This window comes from Pusillimonas sp. (assembly GCF_029263785.1).
In the GTDB taxonomy this organism is placed as follows: Bacteria; Pseudomonadota; Gammaproteobacteria; order Burkholderiales; family Burkholderiaceae_B; genus Pusillimonas.
Map to the genome: position 1 here is coordinate 18,655 of NZ_JAJUFE010000004.1, position 18,745 is coordinate 37,399.

Here is an 18,745-nt window from a genome sequence, read left to right on the forward strand (position 1 = left end):
AAACAAAACAGACCCACAAACAACAAGGAATTCACAAACAACAAGGCCGGCGATTGCTCGCCGGCCTTGTTGAGTTTCTATTTTTTTTGGGTACCGCTTAAGTGCATTATTGTGTGCCGATTTACCCGGCGTGCCCATGCAGGGCTTTGTCTCCTCACCTGCATGAACAGCATTCTGCACCATTCTCTTACATTGCACACCTAGGGAATGCACCTATATTGGGCGAAAACGCCTCAAATCGACTCGAATTTGCGCGTGAAGGCTCATATCAGCACAGATCGCAGCAACCTGGACCAGTGTGAAACACTCGGGCGATCGGGTCATATCTGCTGAAAGTTGTCGAAGTATCGCTGAGTATCGCTCTGGGTGTAGGTGACCCCGGTTACCTTTGCCGCCGGGGGCCCCTTGTGCAGCCACGACAACATATGGTCGACTTGTTCGGGCTCGCCCTGCACAAGCACCTCGACCGACCCGTCAGGGGCATTGCGCACCCACCCGGTGACACCCAGAGAATGTGCCTGCCGGACAGTGGCCGCACGAAATCCCACCCCCTGAACGCGGCCGGTAACACGTACTTCGAGGGTTTCTGTATTGTGGTTTGGCCCTAAATATTTCATACCGGAAGTTTACCGAAATTCATGCTTGGCCTGCCTATAGGTACAAATGCCGCTTTTATTGACCAAACGCAAGAAACCGGGCAATTCGTGCCGCTATAGTGAAAGTGCCTGGTCGACAAGCGACGGCCAGGCAAGCTCTTTCATATGCTCTGGTAGTACCTTTAACGGGCCGCAAGGCCCGTTTTTTTTGCCTGCCAGGGATTGCCTCAAGATTCCAGGGTCGGTAGGATTGCCCCATCTGCATTCCGTACTTACGGATTCCTCCAGCGGATTCCTTACTACTCATTCCTTACTACTCATTCCTTACTACTGATTCTTATGTAACTTCACGTGGAGCCTTGGATGACCAACGATAGCAAACAACGATACGGGTCGATTTCACGGATTTTTCACTGGCTCATGGCCATTTTGCTGGCCTGGCAACTATTGAAGATTTTTGATCGGATCGACGACGGTGAACATTGGGTGGGCGAGACCCTGGTTCCCTGGCACGTCTCCATAGGCTCAGTGCTGGCAGTGCTGATCATATTGCGAGTTCTATGGGCGATAAAACAATGGGGCAATCGCCCCGAGCAGGACCCTGCAACTGTGGTCCTGGTGCGTCTGGGACATGGCTTGCTCTATGCAGGCATGATTCTCATGCCGCTAACCGGAATCCTGACCATGATCGGCAAAGGGTACGGCCTGGCACCTTTCGGTGTGCGTCTGGTCGCTAAAGGTGAAGAAATCCCCTGGATGGCCGGGCTTGGCAGCCTACACTCGCCCATTGCCTGGATCTTGCTGGTGTTGATACTTGGCCATATCTGCATCGCTTTGTATCACGCGTTGATCAAAAAAGATGGGATACTGCAACGCATGCTGTAAACGTCTGCGTCACCTGCCTCCCACCCATGAAAAACCTCTCCAAATACTTCATACGCGGCCTCATCGCCATCTTGCCGGTGGCGCTGACGCTTTATTTGCTGTTCGTATTCCTGTCCTGGAGCGAAAGGCTGGCATTTGCGGTACTGGGTCCTATCATTGGCGACATTTATATCCCCGGAATGGGTCTGGCCGTAGCGGTCGTTTTCATTATCGGAGTCGGCTACTCGCTATCTTTGCGGCGCGTGCGGGGAATGGTGTCCCTGTTCGAGCTGCCATTCAACAATATCCCGGTCGTCAAGAGCATTTACTCTTCCGTCAAAAGCTTTGCGGACTATTTTTCTCCGGGCGGCGGCTCACAGGGCGGGCAGCAAGTGGTACTGTTGCGCTTGCCCGGACAACCATTGGAGCTCGTTGGCCTTGTCACGCGGCACGGCGTTGACGACCTTCCCGAGGGTTTTACCAAGGGCGACCGGGTCGCAGTTTATTTGCCCATGGGATATATGATCGGGGGCTACACCGTATTCGTACCCGCCGATTGGGTGCAACCTATTGAAATGTCCGTCGAAGAAGCCATGAGGTCGTCATTGATCGCGTGGATGGCTCGTTCCAACGTCTCAAAGTCTGAACCAGGTACACCTATGCCTCCGAAAGACGCTCACCCTGAAAACGACGTTCCAACCGAAAACGACGTTCCACCCGGAACAGAACCTACGGTCCGCCCATGACTCTCACTTTCAAACGCGGCAGCCCGCCACCCTGATTGGCACCACCATGGATTTCGCCGGGCGAGACGCCGGCCACTTCCGGCGCTTCTACTGGAGCCAGGAAGACAGGACGGGCATAATTCGTCCATTACCGTAAACCCGAACTCGTAAACCCGGACTCTTATGAAACCTTACGTCATGACTTACGGCGCCTTGGGCATTGCCATCGTCCTGGAAGTGATCGGGACAACCATGCTTCAGAAATCCGAGCAGTTCACACGTCTGGTTCCGACCCTGACCATGGCTGTTTGCTATTTAAGCGCCTTTTACTTCCTGTCCATCGTCCTCAAATCCATGCCGGTAGGACTGGCCTACGCTATCTGGAGCGGACTTGGAATACTGCTGATTTCCATCATCGGATATGTGATGTTTGATCAGAAGCTGGACCTTGCGGCAATAATCGGCCTGGGACTCATCGTTCTGGGAGTCATCATCGTCAATGGCTTCTCGAAGTCGATCAGCCACTAACCCATGAATCGTGCAGGAAAGTAAAGGGCTTCGCAGACGAAGCATATCGACCCTTGACTTCAAAATAAACAATGCGATTCCCGGGCAGTGAGTTTTTGAACGCGCGGCACTGACTAATCAATCAGAGTTTATTCAGCTTGGGTGCACTGGTACTGGAAGCCGCTGAAGCTCTTCATCGGCATATTCCTTGAGCTTCAAAACGTCTTCACGCATGGCCTGTACACCCTTGATTATCTGCTTGGCACCGGCTGACAGCTTTTCGTTCGTACGCTTCAGTTCCCGGGCCAGGGCGTCGTACTCTGAAATGCCCACGCCGAGGATATCCGGGCTTTCAAGAACGTCTCCCAATTCGGTAAACGAAGCGTCAGACTTGGTGCCGGCCACGGAAAGCTGCAGTCGCAGATCATCTGCCCGTCTCTTTAACTGATTGTGCAGGCTCATTCTCAGGAACCATGAGTTGGCCTTCGAATACGTCTGAACGATCTGAAGCCTCAGCCGGGCATTGGAAATTATGGCTATCCGCGGCGCCAGGGTTCGATACACCGGAAAAGCTTGCTCGGAATAGACAAACTCCCAGTCTTGCGGCAGGGCTGCCGAAGCCTCGATAACGTCGGCAATCAAGGCATCCAGATCGTCCCATATCGCCTCGATTTCTATCTTGATGCTTTCCAGCATTACCCGAAGATCCTCGGCTTTGCTGGCTTGCTCTTTTTCCAGATCCAGTTTGTGCTTCCACATAACCAACGCGGCACTAGCCAGAATTGCGCCGATGGAGCCCACGGCCTGCACCCATGCAGCAGTGACGCCACTGCCAAAGAAATCGCGAACTGCGGGTATGTACAGCGCCGCCACCACTAGAAGGGCCACTGCGCAAAGTGAAATGGCAAGCCATGCCGACCATCTGAAAGATCCAGTTTTACCTGCGGGGTGCTTGAACATATTCGTCACTTAGCTGCCAGGATGGCATTGAGCGGCGCCAACGAAACACTAACGACAACGTATCCGTCGAAGCAAGTCCAGGAGTGCAACGGTCTTGATGCCGGTTGCACACCCAAGGCCGTTATGCCCGAACCATGCCGTGCCCAAGCTTCGGCGATTGTTTCACAGGAGGGCAGTTCGAATGTAAACACTCGCGCATGCACAGTCAATCCGGATATCCAAGTTGACTCTGGGCGTCACGATCAGTACAGCCACATCGTGAACCGGACCAAACCATCTTGGGCGAACTACCTATCCAGCCGTCGGCAACTTGGCGACGACCTTGATCTCAAAGTCATACCCATAGAGCCAGGTTACGCCCACGACGGTGAGTGCCGGATAAGGAGCGTCGCCCCAATAGTTGAGCAGTACCGACCAGGTCTCCTCAGCCCTGGATGCGGGATCCACCATGAATATGGTCACATCCACCACGTCATCAAAGCTGCAGCCCGCCTCTGCCAAGATTGCGTTCAAGTTGTCGAAAGCCTGACGAACTTGCGCCTTCAATCCTTGCTGCGGCGAACCGTCGTCCAGACTCCCCACTTGCCCTGACACAAACAGAAATCCGTTTGATCGGACCGCTGCCGAATACCGGTTTCTCTCATACAACGCCTGGCGTCCAGGCAAAAAAACTGCGTCGCGTGCTGTCATGGATTAGCTCCCTACCGACCGTTCTGGTCAGCAACAGATTCAATAGCCCATCGAATTTTCAGACGACTGCGCCGATCAGCTCCTCGCTTTTACTCCAAAGCCGCTCGGCGTTGTCAGGGTCAAGCGCATATTTCCTCACGCCATCTGCAAACGGATTTGCTGTTTCGTTGATTTCCGCGACTGCGCAATCTTCAAGGTAGTGCCCTCCGATCCTATCCTTATCCGCGACGACTGCTGCCCAGATCGACGTCGCCGCCGCTTGTGAAATTTCTTTCAGCACCGGCGCAGGCAAACCCACATCGGCACGTGCCTTTCGCACCGTTTCGAATAGGCTCTGAAGCTCTTCTTGTGAGAAGTGGCGGGCAAGTTCCGTCAGACTGTTCCCGGGCATCACTGAAGCAGCTCGAATTCCACGGTCGCGATGCCGTCCGTCAAAGGCCAACGCAAAGAGCGCGTTGGCCGTCTTCGATCGGCCATAGGCGACAAACGGGTCGTAGGCCTGCCGCTCAAAATTCAGATCTTCCAGATCGATGTCAGCAACACGATGAGCCTGAGACGAAAGCACCACCAGACGTCCGGCATCCCCAAGCATTGATTCAATCCCATTGATGAATGCAAAATGACCGATATGGTTGATGCCGAATTGGGTTTCAAAACCATCGGCGGTACGGCCAAACGGCGTTGCCATTACCCCCGCGTTCGCAATAATTGCATTGAATGTCCATCCGCTATTCAAAAGTTCATTCGCGCACGTGCGGACGCTCTGCAGCGATGCCAGGTCAAGCTCGATCAGATCAAGGCGACCCGCAGCTTCCGGCGCCGATTCACGAATGAATGATGTAGCCGCTTTGGCCTTGGCCAGATCCCTGACAGCGCCGACAACCGTTGCGCCATGGCACACTAGCGAACGAGCAGTTTCCAAACCTATTCCCGACGATATGCCCGTAATCAGGTATCGCTGACCATTCAGGTCGGTATCAGCAAGCACCATGTCGGCGGTTGATTGTGCGCCTGATGTCGTAATCATTTTGTGTCCTTATCAATTGACGTTAGTTAAAGTTCAACGTCGTCCAGTATCAAATTTCCATTCCGCCGATCACGCCACCTGCTTTGCAGCCTTTGTTCCGTGCCGCTTGGGATCAGGCCAGTGCTGCAACTTCCTCGAGCGTCGCAATGCGTCGGATGGCGCCGTTGGCGGAAACAACATGCGCCGCCTCAGTAGTGCGCAAAAGGGCTACCTCACCTTCAGATGTTTTCTTGATGGCTCACTCAACCAAATAACGTAATGATCATTACAATAACGTTCGGTATGATATGTGTCAATCACTTTTAAGCACATGGTGGTATTGATTCAATGAAGAAGGCTCACTGATGGGACGTCGTCGCGAATTTGACGTAGAAGAAGCACTTGACGCGATACTTTGCGTTTTTTGGCGTAAAGGGTATGAAGGTGCGTCATACGCCGATCTGACACAAGCGGCAGGCGTGGAACGCCCTGCCCTTTACGCGGCATTCGGCAACAAAGAGGAGCTCTTTCGCAAGGCGCTAGAGCGTTACTACGAGCGATATATGAACTTCATCCCCGAGGCCCTGGAGCAGCCCACGGCACTTGAAGTGGCCAAGCACGTGCTTTATCGCTCGGTGGAACTCAATACGCGATACCCTGAACATGCAGGATGTCTCGGCATCAACGGTGTATTAGCCGGATCGGACGCCGCAGAACCTGTACGGCAGGCATTGATAGACTTTCGTGCCGCGGGAGAAACACTACTTCGTGAGCGATTCGAACGGGCGAAAGCAGAAGGTGACTTGCAAGCTACAGCTCAGCCCGCTGTACTTGCCGCATTTGTAATGGCCATGCTGCATGGAATGGCGGTGCAGGCAAAGGCCGGCTTCAGCCGCAGCACTCTGGAAGCAGTCGCCGCGCAGGCCCTCTCTGGGTGGCCCACCAAACAGACTCAATGAATAGCAGTTACCAAATCAATCCGGATAGAAGAAAGCCCCGTCCTCTTATGGGAACGGGGCCATCCAGACTTCAATGAATCAGTTCAGAACCGCGTAAGCGTCCGCTCAACACACCTTGAGCGAGTGTAGCGCTGGGCGAATAGTCCCAATTGCGATCACTGATGACGGCCATGATGCATTCGCCAATATGGAGTCGTCTATCCAACATGATGTGCTGTGGTTGGCCAGAGATCTCGCTACCGAGGCGCATGCCAAGCTTGTGGTGAAGGCGTCGGGGTAAAAGCTTTCTACGCTGTTTCAACAAACAAAAAATCTGCGGATGAAACGACTATCCGCACATGGCCGAATGCCGACACGGCAGGACTCAGCCATGCGTCGTCAGCGGTTCAACCGTCAGCTTAAAACCCATGGCATGGATAACCTTGAACAGCGTCTCAGAGCTTGGCGCGCGCTCACCAGAAAGACTTTTGTAAAGGCTTTCCCGAGACAGCCCCGTATCACGCGCTAATTGTGTCATACCTCGGGCTCTAGCGATGTCGCCCAATGCTGCCGCCAACAGCGCTGGATCGCCGTCTTCAATTGCGGCCTGAAGGTAAGCGGCAATATCTGCCTCATCGTTGAGGTAGTTGGATACATCAAACGGACGGGTCTTGATCTTGCTCATTTCGTAACTCCTGAGCTAAAGCCTTGGCTCGTTCAGTATCTCTCTTCTGGCCGGATTTGTTGCCTCCGCCAAGCATCATAATTACTGTACTTCCGCGCATGGTGTAATACATCCGCCAGCCTGGACCGAAGACTTCGCGCATTTCCCACACGATGTCCCCGACAGATTTATGGTCGCCAAGCTTGCCAAGCGACGCCTTTCTTAGACGGAGCTGCAGCCGCGCGCGTGTTGTACGATCATTTAAGCTACCGAGCAATGTATAAATTGCCCTGTTTCAATGATGCTGTACATAGACATATTGTAGCCCTGTGGCTACACCAAGCAATAATTATTTTTACGTAGACTAGGGTGACCTGTCCGGGAATTTTCCTCAATATATCCCTCACTAATTGAGGAATGTACGCATATTATTTAAACCACCCAGGCAGTAAACCACCCAAGCAGAAAAAACCCGCAAAGCCAATGGCCATGCGGGTTTTTAGACTTCAGCAGACAGCTGTAGACAATATTACATATTGTCGATCATCACCTGACCAAAGCCCGAGCACGACACCTGGGTCGCACCTTCCATCAGGCGGGCGAAGTCGTAGGTGACCTTCTTGGACAAGATGGCTTTTTCCATGCTGCTGATGATGAGGTCGGCAGCCTCGGTCCAGCCCATGTGACGCAGCATCATTTCGGCGGACAAGATTTCGGAACCAGGGTTGACGTAATCTTTGCCGGCGTACTTGGGAGCGGTACCGTGGGTTGCTTCGAACATGGCGACGGAGTCGGACAGGTTCGCACCAGGGGCGATACCAATACCACCAACCTGTGCAGCCAGCGCATCGGATACGTAGTCGCCATTAAGGTTCAGCGTAGCGATGACGTCGTATTCGGCAGGACGCAGCAGGATCTGTTGCAGGAAAGCGTCGGCGATGGAATCCTTGACCGTGATCTCGCGACCGGTCTTGGGATTCTTGAACTTGCACCATGGGCCGCCGTCGATAAGTTCGGCGCCAAACTCTTTTTGAGCCAGCTCGTAACCCCAGTCGCGGAAGCCACCTTCGGTGAACTTCATGATGTTGCCCTTGTGAACCAGGGTGACGGACGAGCGATCGTTGTCGATAGCGTACTGGATGGCTTTACGGACCAGGCGCTGGGTACCTTCACGCGAGACAGGCTTGACACCAATGCCCGAGGTTTCGGGGAAACGGATCTTGTCGACGCCCATTTCATTTTGCAGGAAGTCGATCAGTTTCTTGGCGCTGGCGCTTTCGGCCTCGAATTCGATACCGGCATAGATATCTTCCGAGTTTTCACGGAAGATGACCATGTTGGTTTTTTCGGGCTCTTTGACAGGTGAGGGAACACCCTTGAAGTACTGAATGGGACGCAGGCAGACGTAAAGATCGAGCTGCTGACGCAGGGCAACGTTAAGCGAACGGATACCGCCGCCTACGGGAGTTGTCAGGGGGCCCTTGATGGACACCACATATTCCTTGACAGCGTCGAGCGTCTCGTCGGGCAGCCAGACGTCAGGACCATACACTTTGGTCGATTTCTCGCCGGCGTAGACTTCCATCCAGTGGATCTTGCGCTTGCCGTTGTAGGCTTTTTGCACGGCGGCGTCAACGACCTTGAGCATGACCGGAGTAATGTCGGCACCCGTGCCGTCGCCTTCGATATACGGAATGACCGGTTCGTCGGGAACGTTAAGCGAAAAATCGGCGTTGACCGTGATTTTTTGGCCCGCCTCGGGGACCTTGATGTGCTGATAAGACATGGACGCTCCAGTTTGCTGCTTAAAAGGAAGATTCAGTGAAACTGCAACATTATAAACCAAGTCTTATATAAGACTAAGACCCGGAAAAATGGCTCGACATCAATTTTACCGGCTAACACCCTTTCTGCCGAATCAAAACGTGACAAGCCGACCATGCCCACCGGTTACACTAACGTTTTGAATTTCAAGCTGTTCCGTACATGTTCAACCCTTCCCGCGAACAGGTTCGCCATTTTTTTACAGACGCCTGGCGAAAGCACCGACAAGCCGGCATCCTGACCCCATTGGAAAGCATGGCGGTGGACTGGATCCTGCAACACCCCGAATACCACGGCGTACTCGAGCACCCCGATGCCGTTGACGCCGACTTTCCGGTTGAAGGCGGGCAGACCAATCCCTTTTTGCATTTGTCCATGCATCTTGCCATCAGCGAGCAGCTATCCATCGACCATCCGCCGGGCATCAAGGCCGCGTACGACCAACTGCTTGCCACCCGTGACGCGCACGAAGCCGTCCACGAAATCATGGAGTGCCTGGGCGAAGTCGTCTGGGAGGCCCAACGAATGGGCACGCCTTTCAGCAACGACACCTATCTGGACCTCATCCGGCGCCGCGTTACACGCCTTTAGACGAGGCGAAAAAAAGCCCCCGATGCTTCGAGGGCTCTTCCAGGCTTGGGCAAACAGAGTTATTTGCTTACCGACAAAGGCGAAGGCAGCGAAGCCAGCCAAGCCGAAATATTTGCGATGTCTTCGTCGCTGAGCTGCTGCACCATGGCACCCATCACGGCATTCTTGCGCACGTTCGACGAGGCAGGAGCGCCCGCTTGTCCACGCTTGTATGCCTTGAGCGAGTGCGCAAGGTAATCGGCGTGCTGGCCGGCGAGTATCGGGTAAGAGGGCAACGTTGATGTCTTGGCATCCGCACCATGGCACGAAGCACAGGTGTACTTTTGGAAGGCTTCCTGGCCGGCAGCGAGATCGGCTGCATGGACCGAGGCACCAAAGGCCGTTACGAGGGAAGCCGTCAAGGCAAGAGTCAGTTTTTTCATGTCGGCTCCCGAATTACTTGAGGCTGGAATAGTAGGCGGCCAGGTCGGCCATGTCTTGCTCGCTAAGGGTACGCGCGATGGCTTCCATCGTGGGGAAGGTGCGCCCGCCGTTAGCATATTCCTTTAGTGCAGCCACGATGTACTCGGCGTTTTGTCCGGCGATCATCGGTACATGGTAGACCTCGGGAAAACTGGCTTTGTATCCCTTGATTCCATGACAGCCGATGCACATAGAAATTTTATCGACTGCCGCTTTTGCATCGCCCACGGGCGCGTCGGCGGCCAGGGCCGGAGTGGCGATTCCACAGAATGCCGATACGGCCAGCGCAGAAATTGTGCGCTTGAAATTAATTCGCAACTTCATATTCGCTCTTTTTAGCAGTAGATAAAGGCCGGCCCTCAACCCCTCACGACCGACGAACCCGTAGGATTGTACGATAATTGAAGCCAAAGCTGCCATGTATGACGACAATCTCTGTGGCACATGGCATAAATGATCATAGACACGGAAACACCATGACATCAAACTCCCCCTCTACCCAGCGCTTTGAAGGAACCGAACGTTACGTCGCCACCGACGATCTGAAACTGGCAGTCAATGCCGCCTTGTCGCTCCAGAGACCATTGCTGGTCAAGGGCGAGCCCGGCACCGGCAAGACCATGCTGGCCGAAGAGGTGGCAGCATCACTGGGTCGTCCGCTATTGCAATGGCATATCAAATCAACCACCAAGGCCAACCAGGGGCTGTATGAATACGACGCCGTGTCGCGCCTGCGTGATTCGCAGCTTGGAGACGAAAAGGTACGCGATATCAGCAACTACATCGTCAAGGGTGTTTTGTGGCGCGCGTTTGAATCGGACGAACCCGTGGTGGTGCTGATTGACGAAATCGACAAGGCGGACATCGAGTTTCCGAACGATTTGCTGCGCGAACTGGATCGCATGGAGTTTCATGTTTATGAAACCCGGCAGACCATCCGGGCCACACACCGCCCTTTGATCATCATCACGTCGAACAACGAAAAAGACCTTCCTGACGCCTTTTTGCGTCGCTGTTTCTTCCACTATATCAGCTTCCCCGACCCGGAAACCATGCGTGATATTGTGTCCGTCCATTTCCCGACCATCAAGCAAGACGTGCTGTCTGCAGCGCTCGAAACTTTCTTTGCGCTGCGTGACGCACCTGGGCTGAAGAAGAAACCCTCGACGTCCGAGTTCCTGGACTGGCTGCGCCTTCTGATGAATGAGGCCGTGCCCGCCAGCCAGATAACCAGCCCCGACGAGCTCCCCGTCATGGCGGGCGCCTTGCTGAAGAACGAGCAAGACCTGACCTTGCTACAGCGTCTGGCTGCAATCAGCCGCGCCAGCCGCCGTTGAGGCGATCCGCAATGACTGGCCGACCTACAGGAAGCGCGTGATGCTGACGGACTTTTTCTATCATCTGAGGGCCCACAAGCTACCGGTATCCGTGCAGGAATATCTGACGCTGCTGGAAACGCTCAGATCCGGCGTCATGCCCCCAACACTCGACGACTTCTATCATGTTGCCCGCATGACGCTGGTCAAGGACGAGACACTGTTCGACCGCTTCGATCAAGCGTTCGGCTCGTTTTACAAGCAGCTCGAGGCCGCCCTGCCGGCAGACAAGGAAATTCCCCTGGACTGGTTCCTGAAGGAATTTCAGAAGCACCTCACGCCCGAAGAAAAAGCGGCCATCGAGAAGCATGGCTGGGACAAGCTCATGGAGCTCTTCAAGCAGCGCCTTGAAGAGCAAAAAGAGCGCCATGCCGGCGGTAACAAATGGATAGGCACCGGCGGCACCTCTGCGTTCGGCCACGGGGGCTATCATCCCGAAGGCATTCGGATGGGTGGCCCGTCCGCCGGCAATCGAACAGCGGTCAAGGTGTGGGAAAAGCGGGAATTCCGGGACTATGACGACCAGCAGGAACTGGGCACGCGCAACTTCAAGATGGCATTGCGGCGCTTGCGTCGTTTTGCTCGCGAAGGTGCCGAGCTTGAGCTGGATCTGGATGACACGATACGGAGTACCGCCCGTAACGCAGGGTTCCTCGACCTTCAGATGGTTCCCGAGCGTCATAACGCAGTAAAGGTACTGATGCTGCTGGATGTTGGCGGAAGTATGGACGATCATATCCAGCGCGTGGAAGAACTGTTTTCCGCGGCGCGCAGCGAATTTCGCCACCTGGAAGTGTTCTATTTTCATAACTGTCCATACGAATCGTTATGGAAGGACAATCGCAGACGCAGAACCGAACGTTTCGACACCTGGGATATCTTGCGCACCTATAACGAAGACTGGCGCCTGATCATCGTCGGCGATGCCACCATGAGCCCATACGAAATTCTGCATCCGGGAGGCTCCGTGGAACACAACAACCGCGAAACCGGTGCGACCTGGCTGCAGCGCCTGCTGGACAACTGGCCGCATGCGGCATGGCTGAATCCCGAGCCCGAAGGTTATTGGCCATACCGCCAGTCGATCTCCATTATCAAGAACATCATGCATGATCGAATGTACAGTGTGACAGTCAGTGGCCTTGAGCAAGCCATGAGGGATCTGTCCAAATGAACTTGTGTGACGCCCCAGACTCCAAGGTAGCATTTGGCATTCGTATCCGAATGCCCTCTGACCGCATTTGCCCCTTCTTCACCGGAACACAAACAATATGAATATCTCCCGCTTCTTTCTGATCTGCGCATTGTTGGTAAGCGGTTTTATTCCCACCTCGTGGGCCCAGACCCCCGAAACCTTGCCCTCCGGGGTCACCCAGGGTCCGTCCGTCGAAGGCACTACCCAGTACACCTTGTCCAACGGGCTACGCGTGCTCTTGACACCTGACCCATCAAAGCCCAACGTCACGGTCAACATGACCTACCTGGTCGGTTCCCGTCACGAAAACTACGGCCAGACCGGCATGGCACACCTGCTTGAGCACATGCTGTTCCGGGGCACACCTTCCTTGCCCAATGCGCTGGCCGAATTCTCGCGCCGCGGGCTGCGTGCCAACGGAACCACAAGCACTGACCGCACGAACTATTACGCCAGTTTCGCGGCCGACCCCGAAACCCTCGAGTGGTATATACGCTGGCAGGCCGACGCCATGGTCAATGCCACCATCTCGAAGGAAGACCTTGATGCCGAGATGACCGTCGTTCGCAACGAAATGGAAAGCGGCGAAAACAACCCTTTCCAGGTGCTGATGCAGAAGATGCAGGCCGCCGCCTATCAGTGGCACAACTACGGAAAGAGCATCATCGGAGCCCGATCTGATGTAGAACAGGTCGATATCGAGCAGCTGCGCAACTTCTACAAGCTGTATTATCAGCCCGACAACGCAGTGCTTATCGTTTCAGGCCAGTTTGAAACTGTAAAGGTCCTTGAAATTATTGTTGATGCGTTCAAGGATATTCCCCGGCCCGAGCGCACTCTTCCACGTGAATACACCGTTGAACCCGTGCAGGATGGCGAACGCCTGGTAGTGCTGCGCCGCCAGGGCGGCAGCCCCTTCGTAGCGTCCATGTATCACATCCCAGCGGTAAGCGACCCTGAATTCACCTTGCTCGACCTTGCAGCAGACATGCTTGGCGATACCCCTTCTGGGCGCCTTTACCGCGACATCGTCACCGAGAAGCTGGGCGCAAGCGTCTTCGGCTTCGCTCGCCCCATGGCCCAGCCAGGATACGCCCTTTTTGGCGTGCAGCTCGAACCCACCATGGATGCCAAGGCTGCGCTGGAGGCGCTCGACAAATCGCTGGATTCCGTACACGAAAAACCGTTTACAGAAGAACAGCTGCAGCGCATCAAGAACAAATGGATAACCGGCTGGCAACAGATATATGCTGATCCGGTCGCACTGACCGACGCGCTTTCCAACGCCGTGGGCGCGGGCGACTGGCGTCTGTTCTTCCTGCGCCGGGATCAGGTCGAGCAAGCCACGCTCGATGCAGTACAAAGCGCCACTCAAAAATACCTGGTTCCAAGCAACCGTACCAACGGTATGTACCTGCCCACCGAACAGCCTGTTCGAGCGCCACGCAGTGAACCCGTCGATCTGGACAAACTGCTGCGGGAATACACTGGCAAGGACGCCCCGGAATCCGTAGAAGCCTTTGATCCCTCACCGGCCGCCATTGACGCCGCCACGCTTCGCGAACCGCTTGCTCTTCCCAATGGCACCGTGCAACTGGCATTGCTGCCCAAGGCAACTCGTGGCGATCGTGTCCAGGCCACCCTGCTCATACAGTTTGGAGATGCCGAGCTGCTCAAGGGCAAACGTTCAATAGCCAGCATCACGGCCGACATGCTGGCCCGCGGCACCGACGAAATGACTCGACAGGAAATCGAAGACCGCTTCGACGCCCTGCAGGCTCAAGTGAGCTTTGACGGCAGTGCCGGCAATTTGGCGATACAGATGTCGACGGTAGGAGAAAACCTGCCTGCACTAATCGAGGCCGTGCTTGATGTGGTTCGTCACGCCAACTTCCCTGCCGACCAATTGGCAGAATATCAACGCCAGGTTTCCGCTTCGATCCAGGCAAGCATGGACGATCCGACCGCTCTGGCGTCCCTGGCCATTTCCCGTCACAGCAATGCATGGCCACGCGACGACGTGCGTTACGTGCCAACGTTTCAGGAAAGCCTGGAAGACGTTGCTTCGGTAAGCCGACCCGACCTGGTGCAGTTTCATGAACAATTTTACGGAGCCGGTACCATACGCTTTTCGGCTGTCGGAGCCTTTGAACCCGAGGCCGTTCGAAGCGCGCTGTCCAAGGGCCTGGCTGGCTGGCGCAAAGCCCCAGCCTACACGCGAGTCGATGACCCCTTCCATCCCGTGCCGCCTGAAAGCTTCACGATCGACACGCCCGACAAGGCAAATGCGTTTTATCTGGCGTTCCAGCCACTGAAAATCCAGGATACGGATCCCCGTTTTCCTGCGCTGTATCTGGCCAACTACCTGCTGGGTGCCTCTGAAACCTCGCGACTGTGGACTCGTGTCCGCGTTCAGGAAGGCCTTTCTTACAACGTACGCAGCCAGTTCGATGCCTCATCGTATGAGCCTTCAGGAAACTGGCAGTTCTACGCCATCTTCGCACCGCAGAACAAAGAAAAACTCGAAGCAGCAATTGCAGACGAAATCCAGAAAGTCCTGGATGAAGGCTTCACAGAACAAGAGGTGAAGGAAGGCGTCGACTCACTGCTGAAGCTGCGGCGCCTGGCGCGTACACGCGATAGCGTCCTGGCGTCGGCATGGATAAACTACCTGCAGCTTGATCGCAGCTTCGCGTGGTCGCAGCAAATCGATCAGGCGCTTTCCTCGTTGACCGCCCACGATGTCAACGAGGCCATGCGTTCAGTACTGAAGCCCGAAAACTTCAGTGCCGCCATGGCGGGAGACTTCAAGAAAGACTAATGGACCAGAACGAGCCCAATCCTGTCGCCGCCGCTGTCATTCACAATGGCAAGGGCCACGCCGACGCGCCATTGCTAGAATTCATTCATCGCTTGCGAGCGGCGGGCAGGGTTGTGCGCGGACTTGCGCCCGGACCGCAAGTCGATCGCAGCGACTGCACGACTCGCACTCTTTGCGACATCGAACATGGCACGCTTTACCCCATCAGCCAGAATCTCGGCAAAGAGTCTCAAGCCTGCTGCCTCGACACCTCTGCCCTCATCCAGGCCGGCCAGGTCTTGCGCCGCGCCCTGAACAGCGGTGCGGATCTGGTGATTGTCAATCGCTTCGGCATTCTGGAAGCGGACGGCGAAGGTTTCAGCGCCGAAATGCTCGAGCTGATGTCGGGGGGTGTTCCCATGCTGACGGTAGTTTCACCCCCTTATCTGCAGGCATGGCGAACCTTTACAGGGGGCGTGGCCGCAGAGCTTCCACCTGATGCCGAAGCCATGTGGCAGTGGTTCGATGGACTGAGCCACATTCCGGGCTTGGCCCACGGCAACGCGCCTGACGCAGACATCAGGCCGCAGTAGCGACCATGTTGTTGCAATCACTTCGTCTGCGCATTGTGTGGCTACCCCTATTTGCGCTGCTGCTGGCAGCAGTCGCCATCGGGCTGATCGTGGGGCAGTACCCCATGAACGTTTCCGATGTCATGGCCTCGTTGCTGCGCGGACCGGGAATGCGGCTTTCAACGGCGCACGACTTCACCGCACTTGACGCGGTCGTATGGGACATACGCCTGCCCCGCGTACTTGCGGCTGCCCTTGTAGGCGCCTCGTTGGCCGCCGCCGGGGCCACATACCAGGGCCTGTTCCGAAACCCCCTCGTTTCACCCGACATCCTTGGCGTGTCAGCAGGCGCAGGCCTCGGCGCGACGACGGGGCTGTTTCTGGGCCTTTCAATAATTGCCATACAGATGCTGTCTTTTATCGGTGGATTGACGGCAGTCGCCTGTGTGTATTTCATTTCCACGTCGATACAGCGTCACGACACCACACTGGTATTGGTGCTGGCGGGTGTGGCGGTGGGCACTTTCCTGGGGGCGGGGATATCGCTGATAAAGGTTCTGGCCGACCCCTATACGCAACTGCCTTCGGTCACGTTCTGGCTTCTTGGCGGCTTGAGCTCCATCACACTGCGCGACGTCGCCTTGATCTTGCCTTGCCTGGTCATCGGCATGATTCCCCTGCTGCTCCTGCGCTGGAGGGTCAATGTAATGACCCTTGACGACGAAGAGGCACGAGCCCTGGGAGTCAACACCACCAACGCACGCGTGACTTTTATCATCTGCGCCACCTTGCTAAGCTCAGCAGCCATCGCCTTCACTGGCATCATTGCGTGGGTCGGGCTGATCATCCCGCATGTCGCCCGTCTGCTGGTCGGTCCGGATTTTGCACGACTTCTTCCCGCGTCGGCGCTCGTCGGAGCGATTTTCCTGATCCTGGCCGATACCCTGGCTCGCAGCATGGTCAGCATCGAACTGCCCCTGGGTGTATTAACCGCACTGGTCGGCGCACCGTTCTTTCTCTTGCTGCTGGCGCGAAGCGGCAGGCAATCGACATGAGCACCGCCATCCAGGCCAATGGGCTGGTCATCGGGCATCAGGGGCATGCGATCAGCAAGCCACTGGATTTTGCACTGGGCACGCGCGAAATACTCTGTGTGCTCGGTCCTAATGGTTGCGGGAAATCCACCCTCTTCAAGACTTTGATTGGGCTATTACCCGCAATCAACGGTGAACTGAACATCCTTGGCACTCCAATGCAGCAATGGACGCGGCGCACGTTCGCGCGCCGGGTAGGCTACGTTCCACAGGCGCAGGAAGGCATGTTTCCGTTTACGGTAGAAGAGATGGTGCTGATGGGCAGAACCGCCCATCTCGGGCGGTTCTCTGTGCCGGGCAAGTCAGACCGGCATATTGCAAGCCGGTGTCTCGAACAGTTGAACATTGCACATCTGCGCGACAATCCCTATACCCGGATCAGCGGAGGGGAACGGCAATTGACCCTTATCGCGCGTGCCCTGGCCCAGGAGCCCGAGCTGCTTGTCATGGACGAACCGACCGCCAGCCTGGATTTCGGCAACCAGATTCGGGTTCTTGACCACATACAACAACTGGGGCATCAGGGCATCGCCATCTTGATCAGTACCCATCAGCCTGACCACGCCCTGCAGATCGCAGATCGGGTCGCGCTGTTTCGTGATGGCACCATCCACCACCTGGGGGTGCCTTCTGAAACCATCACAGCCGGGCGCCTGGCCTGGCTATACGACTTGCAAGAACATCAACTGAAGAAGTTCTTTACGCGGTCGGTCCAGGACTCACTTTTTGGCGAATGCTTTTCGCCGCCCTGGGATAACGACGCTTCAAACTGACGCAGCAATTTCTTTTGTTCTTCGGTAAGCCGAACCGGCGTCTCGACTGAAATATGGCAATACAGATCGCCCGGATAGCTTGATCGCAGGCCTTTCACACCCTTGCCGCGCAACCTGAAGGTCTTTCCGGTTTGCGTGCCCTCGGGGATAGTGATTTCGCCCTTGCCATTCAGGGTGGGAACTTCGATGTCGCCCCCCAACGCGGCTTTGGTGAAGGGAATCGTCAGCTCACAATGCAGGTCGTCGCCATCTCGCTGGAATATGCTGTGAGGCTTCAGATGAATCTCGACATACAGATCGCCGGGAGGGCCGCCGTTAACCCCGGGCTCGCCATCACCCGCTGAGCGAATGCGCATGCCATCGTCAATACCAGCCGGTATCTTCACCTGCAGGGTCTTGTTCTTGCGAATACGGCCGACGCCGTCGCAAGCGTTACACGGATCGGTAATTTCCTTGCCAGAGCCGTGACATGTGGGGCAGGTTTGCTGAACACTGAAAAATCCCTGCTGCATGCGGACGGCACCACCGCCACCGCAGGTGCGACAGGTCTGGGGCTGCGTGCCCGGCCTGGCTCCCGAACCATGGCAGGTTTCGCAGGTCTCCCAGCTGGGAACGCGAATCTCGGTATCAAAACCGGCAGCAGCCTGCTCAAGGCTGATGTCCAGGGTGTATTTGAGGTCGGCTCCCCGATAAACCTGCGGACCGCCTCCGCGGCGACCGCCACCGAAGATTTCGCCAAAGATGTCACCAAACGCGTCTGCGAAGCCCGCTCCGCCCATACCGCCTGCGGCGTTGGGGTCGACACCGGCGTGGCCAAAGCGGTCGTAGGCAGCACGCTTTTCCTGGTCGCCCAGGATTTCGTAGGCTTCCTTGACCTCCTTGAAGCGTTCTTCGGCGTCGGCATTGCCGGGATTGCGGTCGGGATGATATTTCATCGCGAGCTTTCGATAGGCTTTCTTCAGCTCGTCATCGGATGCGTTCTTTCCAACACCCAGCACTTCGTAGTAATCGCGTTTTGACATAGGATCCGTGGCGTCTTCGACGCCTGTCATCGAATAACAACAATGCCCGGCCTCCGGTTTGGACCTGCCGACGAATCAGGGTTTCC

22 protein-coding genes are annotated in these 18,745 nt (G+C 55.7%); 11 read left to right on the plus strand and 11 right to left on the minus strand.

The genetic code is table 11. The features are described 5' to 3' along the window. Window positions 1-320: 320 nt before the first annotated feature. Window positions 321-617, minus strand: a complete 297-nt coding sequence (locus Q1J88_RS01910) for an acylphosphatase (RefSeq protein WP_301115712.1) — start codon at window positions 615-617, stop codon at window positions 321-323. Between the two features lie 342 nt (window positions 618-959). Between Q1J88_RS01910 and Q1J88_RS01915 the strand changes: the two genes are divergently transcribed. The 3 genes from Q1J88_RS01915 to Q1J88_RS01925 all read left to right on the plus strand — a co-directional run bounded on the left by Q1J88_RS01915 (window position 960) and on the right by Q1J88_RS01925 (window position 2,713). Then, window positions 960-1,481, plus strand: a complete 522-nt coding sequence (locus tag Q1J88_RS01915; protein WP_301115713.1) for a cytochrome b — start codon at window positions 960-962, stop codon at window positions 1,479-1,481. Window positions 1,482-1,507: 26 nt separating this feature from the next. After that, window positions 1,508-2,206, plus strand: coding sequence for a DUF502 domain-containing protein (locus Q1J88_RS01920; protein WP_301115714.1), 699 nt, complete (start codon window positions 1,508-1,510; stop codon window positions 2,204-2,206). Between the two features lie 162 nt (window positions 2,207-2,368). After that, window positions 2,369-2,713: an SMR family transporter gene (locus Q1J88_RS01925; protein ID WP_301115715.1), complete on the plus strand. Its 345-nt coding sequence runs from the start codon at window positions 2,369-2,371 to the stop codon at window positions 2,711-2,713. A 132-nt stretch (window positions 2,714-2,845) separates the two neighbouring features. Here the strand turns inward: Q1J88_RS01925 and Q1J88_RS01930 are convergent, their stop codons facing one another. The 3 genes from Q1J88_RS01930 to Q1J88_RS01940 all read right to left on the minus strand — a co-directional run bounded on the left by Q1J88_RS01930 (window position 2,846) and on the right by Q1J88_RS01940 (window position 5,369). Beyond that, entirely contained in the window at window positions 2,846-3,652 is an 807-nt protein-coding gene (locus Q1J88_RS01930) for a hypothetical protein (RefSeq protein WP_301115716.1), read from the minus strand. Between the two features lie 291 nt (window positions 3,653-3,943). Next, window positions 3,944-4,342 (minus strand): RidA family protein, encoded by a 399-nt coding sequence (locus Q1J88_RS01935; protein ID WP_301115717.1) that lies wholly within the window; start codon window positions 4,340-4,342, stop codon window positions 3,944-3,946. A 58-nt stretch (window positions 4,343-4,400) separates the two neighbouring features. After that, a complete protein-coding gene (locus Q1J88_RS01940; protein WP_301115718.1) occupies window positions 4,401-5,369 on the minus strand; it encodes an SDR family NAD(P)-dependent oxidoreductase in 969 nt (322 codons plus the stop codon). 344 nt (window positions 5,370-5,713) lie between these two features. Here Q1J88_RS01940 and Q1J88_RS01945 point away from each other — a divergent pair, with 344 nt between their 5' ends. Then, window positions 5,714-6,307 (plus strand): TetR/AcrR family transcriptional regulator, encoded by a 594-nt coding sequence (locus Q1J88_RS01945; RefSeq protein WP_301115719.1) that lies wholly within the window; start codon window positions 5,714-5,716, stop codon window positions 6,305-6,307. A gap of 70 nt (window positions 6,308-6,377) precedes the next feature. Here Q1J88_RS01945 and Q1J88_RS01950 read toward each other — a convergent pair whose 3' ends face one another. From Q1J88_RS01950 to icd, 4 genes are all read right to left on the minus strand, one after another. Continuing rightward, window positions 6,378-6,515 (minus strand): hypothetical protein, encoded by a 138-nt coding sequence (locus Q1J88_RS01950; RefSeq protein ID WP_301115720.1) that lies wholly within the window; start codon window positions 6,513-6,515, stop codon window positions 6,378-6,380. Between the two features lie 156 nt (window positions 6,516-6,671). Further along, window positions 6,672-6,971: an addiction module antidote protein gene (locus tag Q1J88_RS01955; RefSeq protein WP_301115721.1), complete on the minus strand. Its 300-nt coding sequence runs from the start codon at window positions 6,969-6,971 to the stop codon at window positions 6,672-6,674. Further along, entirely contained in the window at window positions 6,943-7,227 is a 285-nt protein-coding gene (locus Q1J88_RS01960) for a type II toxin-antitoxin system RelE/ParE family toxin (RefSeq protein ID WP_301115722.1), read from the minus strand. The genes Q1J88_RS01955 and Q1J88_RS01960 overlap by 29 nt, the downstream gene beginning before the upstream one ends. Window positions 7,228-7,479: 252 nt before the next feature. Next, window positions 7,480-8,736, minus strand: coding sequence for an NADP-dependent isocitrate dehydrogenase (icd, locus tag Q1J88_RS01965; protein WP_301115723.1), 1,257 nt, complete (start codon window positions 8,734-8,736; stop codon window positions 7,480-7,482). Window positions 8,737-8,936: 200 nt separating this feature from the next. Between icd and Q1J88_RS01970 the strand changes: the two genes are divergently transcribed. Continuing rightward, window positions 8,937-9,365, plus strand: a complete 429-nt coding sequence (locus tag Q1J88_RS01970) for a DUF1841 family protein (RefSeq protein ID WP_301115724.1) — start codon at window positions 8,937-8,939, stop codon at window positions 9,363-9,365. A gap of 59 nt (window positions 9,366-9,424) precedes the next feature. Here Q1J88_RS01970 and Q1J88_RS01975 read toward each other — a convergent pair whose 3' ends face one another. Then, window positions 9,425-9,787, minus strand: a complete 363-nt coding sequence (locus Q1J88_RS01975; protein ID WP_301115725.1) for a cytochrome c — start codon at window positions 9,785-9,787, stop codon at window positions 9,425-9,427. Window positions 9,788-9,800: 13 nt separating this feature from the next. Continuing rightward, window positions 9,801-10,151: a cytochrome c gene (locus Q1J88_RS01980; RefSeq protein WP_301115726.1), complete on the minus strand. Its 351-nt coding sequence runs from the start codon at window positions 10,149-10,151 to the stop codon at window positions 9,801-9,803. A 152-nt stretch (window positions 10,152-10,303) separates the two neighbouring features. Here Q1J88_RS01980 and Q1J88_RS01985 point away from each other — a divergent pair, with 152 nt between their 5' ends. The 6 genes from Q1J88_RS01985 to Q1J88_RS02010 all read left to right on the plus strand — a co-directional run bounded on the left by Q1J88_RS01985 (window position 10,304) and on the right by Q1J88_RS02010 (window position 17,637). Next, complete coding sequence (locus Q1J88_RS01985) at window positions 10,304-11,164, plus strand: MoxR family ATPase (protein ID WP_301115727.1); 861 nt, start codon at window positions 10,304-10,306, stop codon at window positions 11,162-11,164. A 40-nt stretch (window positions 11,165-11,204) separates the two neighbouring features. Further along, window positions 11,205-12,377, plus strand: a complete 1,173-nt coding sequence (locus Q1J88_RS01990; RefSeq protein ID WP_301115728.1) for a VWA domain-containing protein — start codon at window positions 11,205-11,207, stop codon at window positions 12,375-12,377. A 97-nt stretch (window positions 12,378-12,474) separates the two neighbouring features. After that, entirely contained in the window at window positions 12,475-15,219 is a 2,745-nt protein-coding gene (locus Q1J88_RS01995) for a pitrilysin family protein (protein WP_301115729.1), read from the plus strand. Next, entirely contained in the window at window positions 15,219-15,791 is a 573-nt protein-coding gene (locus Q1J88_RS02000) for a DUF2478 domain-containing protein (RefSeq protein WP_301115730.1), read from the plus strand. The genes Q1J88_RS01995 and Q1J88_RS02000 overlap by 1 nt, the downstream gene beginning before the upstream one ends. Before the next feature lie 5 nt (window positions 15,792-15,796). Further along, window positions 15,797-16,825: an iron ABC transporter permease gene (locus Q1J88_RS02005; RefSeq protein ID WP_301115731.1), complete on the plus strand. Its 1,029-nt coding sequence runs from the start codon at window positions 15,797-15,799 to the stop codon at window positions 16,823-16,825. Next, window positions 16,822-17,637 (plus strand): ABC transporter ATP-binding protein, encoded by an 816-nt coding sequence (locus tag Q1J88_RS02010; protein WP_301115732.1) that lies wholly within the window; start codon window positions 16,822-16,824, stop codon window positions 17,635-17,637. Before Q1J88_RS02005 ends, Q1J88_RS02010 begins: the two co-directional genes overlap by 4 nt. Here the strand turns inward: Q1J88_RS02010 and dnaJ are convergent. Further along, window positions 17,547-18,659: a molecular chaperone DnaJ gene (gene dnaJ / locus Q1J88_RS02015; RefSeq protein WP_301115733.1), complete on the minus strand. Its 1,113-nt coding sequence runs from the start codon at window positions 18,657-18,659 to the stop codon at window positions 17,547-17,549. The genes Q1J88_RS02010 and dnaJ overlap by 91 nt on opposite strands. Window positions 18,660-18,745: the final 86 nt, after the last annotated feature.

Bases quoted from the DNA above. Each gene is read 5' to 3' on its own strand.
- Q1J88_RS01910 (WP_301115712.1), bottom strand. From the start codon at position 617: ATGAAATATTTAGGGCCAAACCACAATACAGAAACCCTCGAAGTACGT.
- Q1J88_RS01915 (WP_301115713.1), top strand. From the start codon at position 960: ATGACCAACGATAGCAAACAACGATACGGGTCGATTTCACGGATTTTT.
- Q1J88_RS01920 (WP_301115714.1), top strand. From the start codon at position 1,508: ATGAAAAACCTCTCCAAATACTTCATACGCGGCCTCATCGCCATCTTG.
- Q1J88_RS01925 (WP_301115715.1), top strand. From the start codon at position 2,369: ATGAAACCTTACGTCATGACTTACGGCGCCTTGGGCATTGCCATCGTC.
- Q1J88_RS01930 (WP_301115716.1), bottom strand. From the start codon at position 3,652: ATGTTCAAGCACCCCGCAGGTAAAACTGGATCTTTCAGATGGTCGGCA.
- Q1J88_RS01935 (WP_301115717.1), bottom strand. From the start codon at position 4,342: ATGACAGCACGCGACGCAGTTTTTTTGCCTGGACGCCAGGCGTTGTAT.
- Q1J88_RS01940 (WP_301115718.1), bottom strand. From the start codon at position 5,369: ATGATTACGACATCAGGCGCACAATCAACCGCCGACATGGTGCTTGCT.
- Q1J88_RS01945 (WP_301115719.1), top strand. From the start codon at position 5,714: ATGGGACGTCGTCGCGAATTTGACGTAGAAGAAGCACTTGACGCGATA.
- Q1J88_RS01950 (WP_301115720.1), bottom strand. From the start codon at position 6,515: ATGTTGGATAGACGACTCCATATTGGCGAATGCATCATGGCCGTCATC.
- Q1J88_RS01955 (WP_301115721.1), bottom strand. From the start codon at position 6,971: ATGAGCAAGATCAAGACCCGTCCGTTTGATGTATCCAACTACCTCAAC.
- icd (WP_301115723.1), bottom strand. From the start codon at position 8,736: ATGTCTTATCAGCACATCAAGGTCCCCGAGGCGGGCCAAAAAATCACG.
- Q1J88_RS01970 (WP_301115724.1), top strand. From the start codon at position 8,937: ATGTTCAACCCTTCCCGCGAACAGGTTCGCCATTTTTTTACAGACGCC.
- Q1J88_RS01975 (WP_301115725.1), bottom strand. From the start codon at position 9,787: ATGAAAAAACTGACTCTTGCCTTGACGGCTTCCCTCGTAACGGCCTTT.
- Q1J88_RS01980 (WP_301115726.1), bottom strand. From the start codon at position 10,151: ATGAAGTTGCGAATTAATTTCAAGCGCACAATTTCTGCGCTGGCCGTA.
- Q1J88_RS01985 (WP_301115727.1), top strand. From the start codon at position 10,304: ATGACATCAAACTCCCCCTCTACCCAGCGCTTTGAAGGAACCGAACGT.
- Q1J88_RS01990 (WP_301115728.1), top strand. From the start codon at position 11,205: ATGCTGACGGACTTTTTCTATCATCTGAGGGCCCACAAGCTACCGGTA.
- Q1J88_RS01995 (WP_301115729.1), top strand. From the start codon at position 12,475: ATGAATATCTCCCGCTTCTTTCTGATCTGCGCATTGTTGGTAAGCGGT.
- Q1J88_RS02000 (WP_301115730.1), top strand. From the start codon at position 15,219: ATGGACCAGAACGAGCCCAATCCTGTCGCCGCCGCTGTCATTCACAAT.
- Q1J88_RS02005 (WP_301115731.1), top strand. From the start codon at position 15,797: ATGTTGTTGCAATCACTTCGTCTGCGCATTGTGTGGCTACCCCTATTT.
- Q1J88_RS02010 (WP_301115732.1), top strand. From the start codon at position 16,822: ATGAGCACCGCCATCCAGGCCAATGGGCTGGTCATCGGGCATCAGGGG.
- dnaJ (WP_301115733.1), bottom strand. From the start codon at position 18,659: ATGTCAAAACGCGATTACTACGAAGTGCTGGGTGTTGGAAAGAACGCA.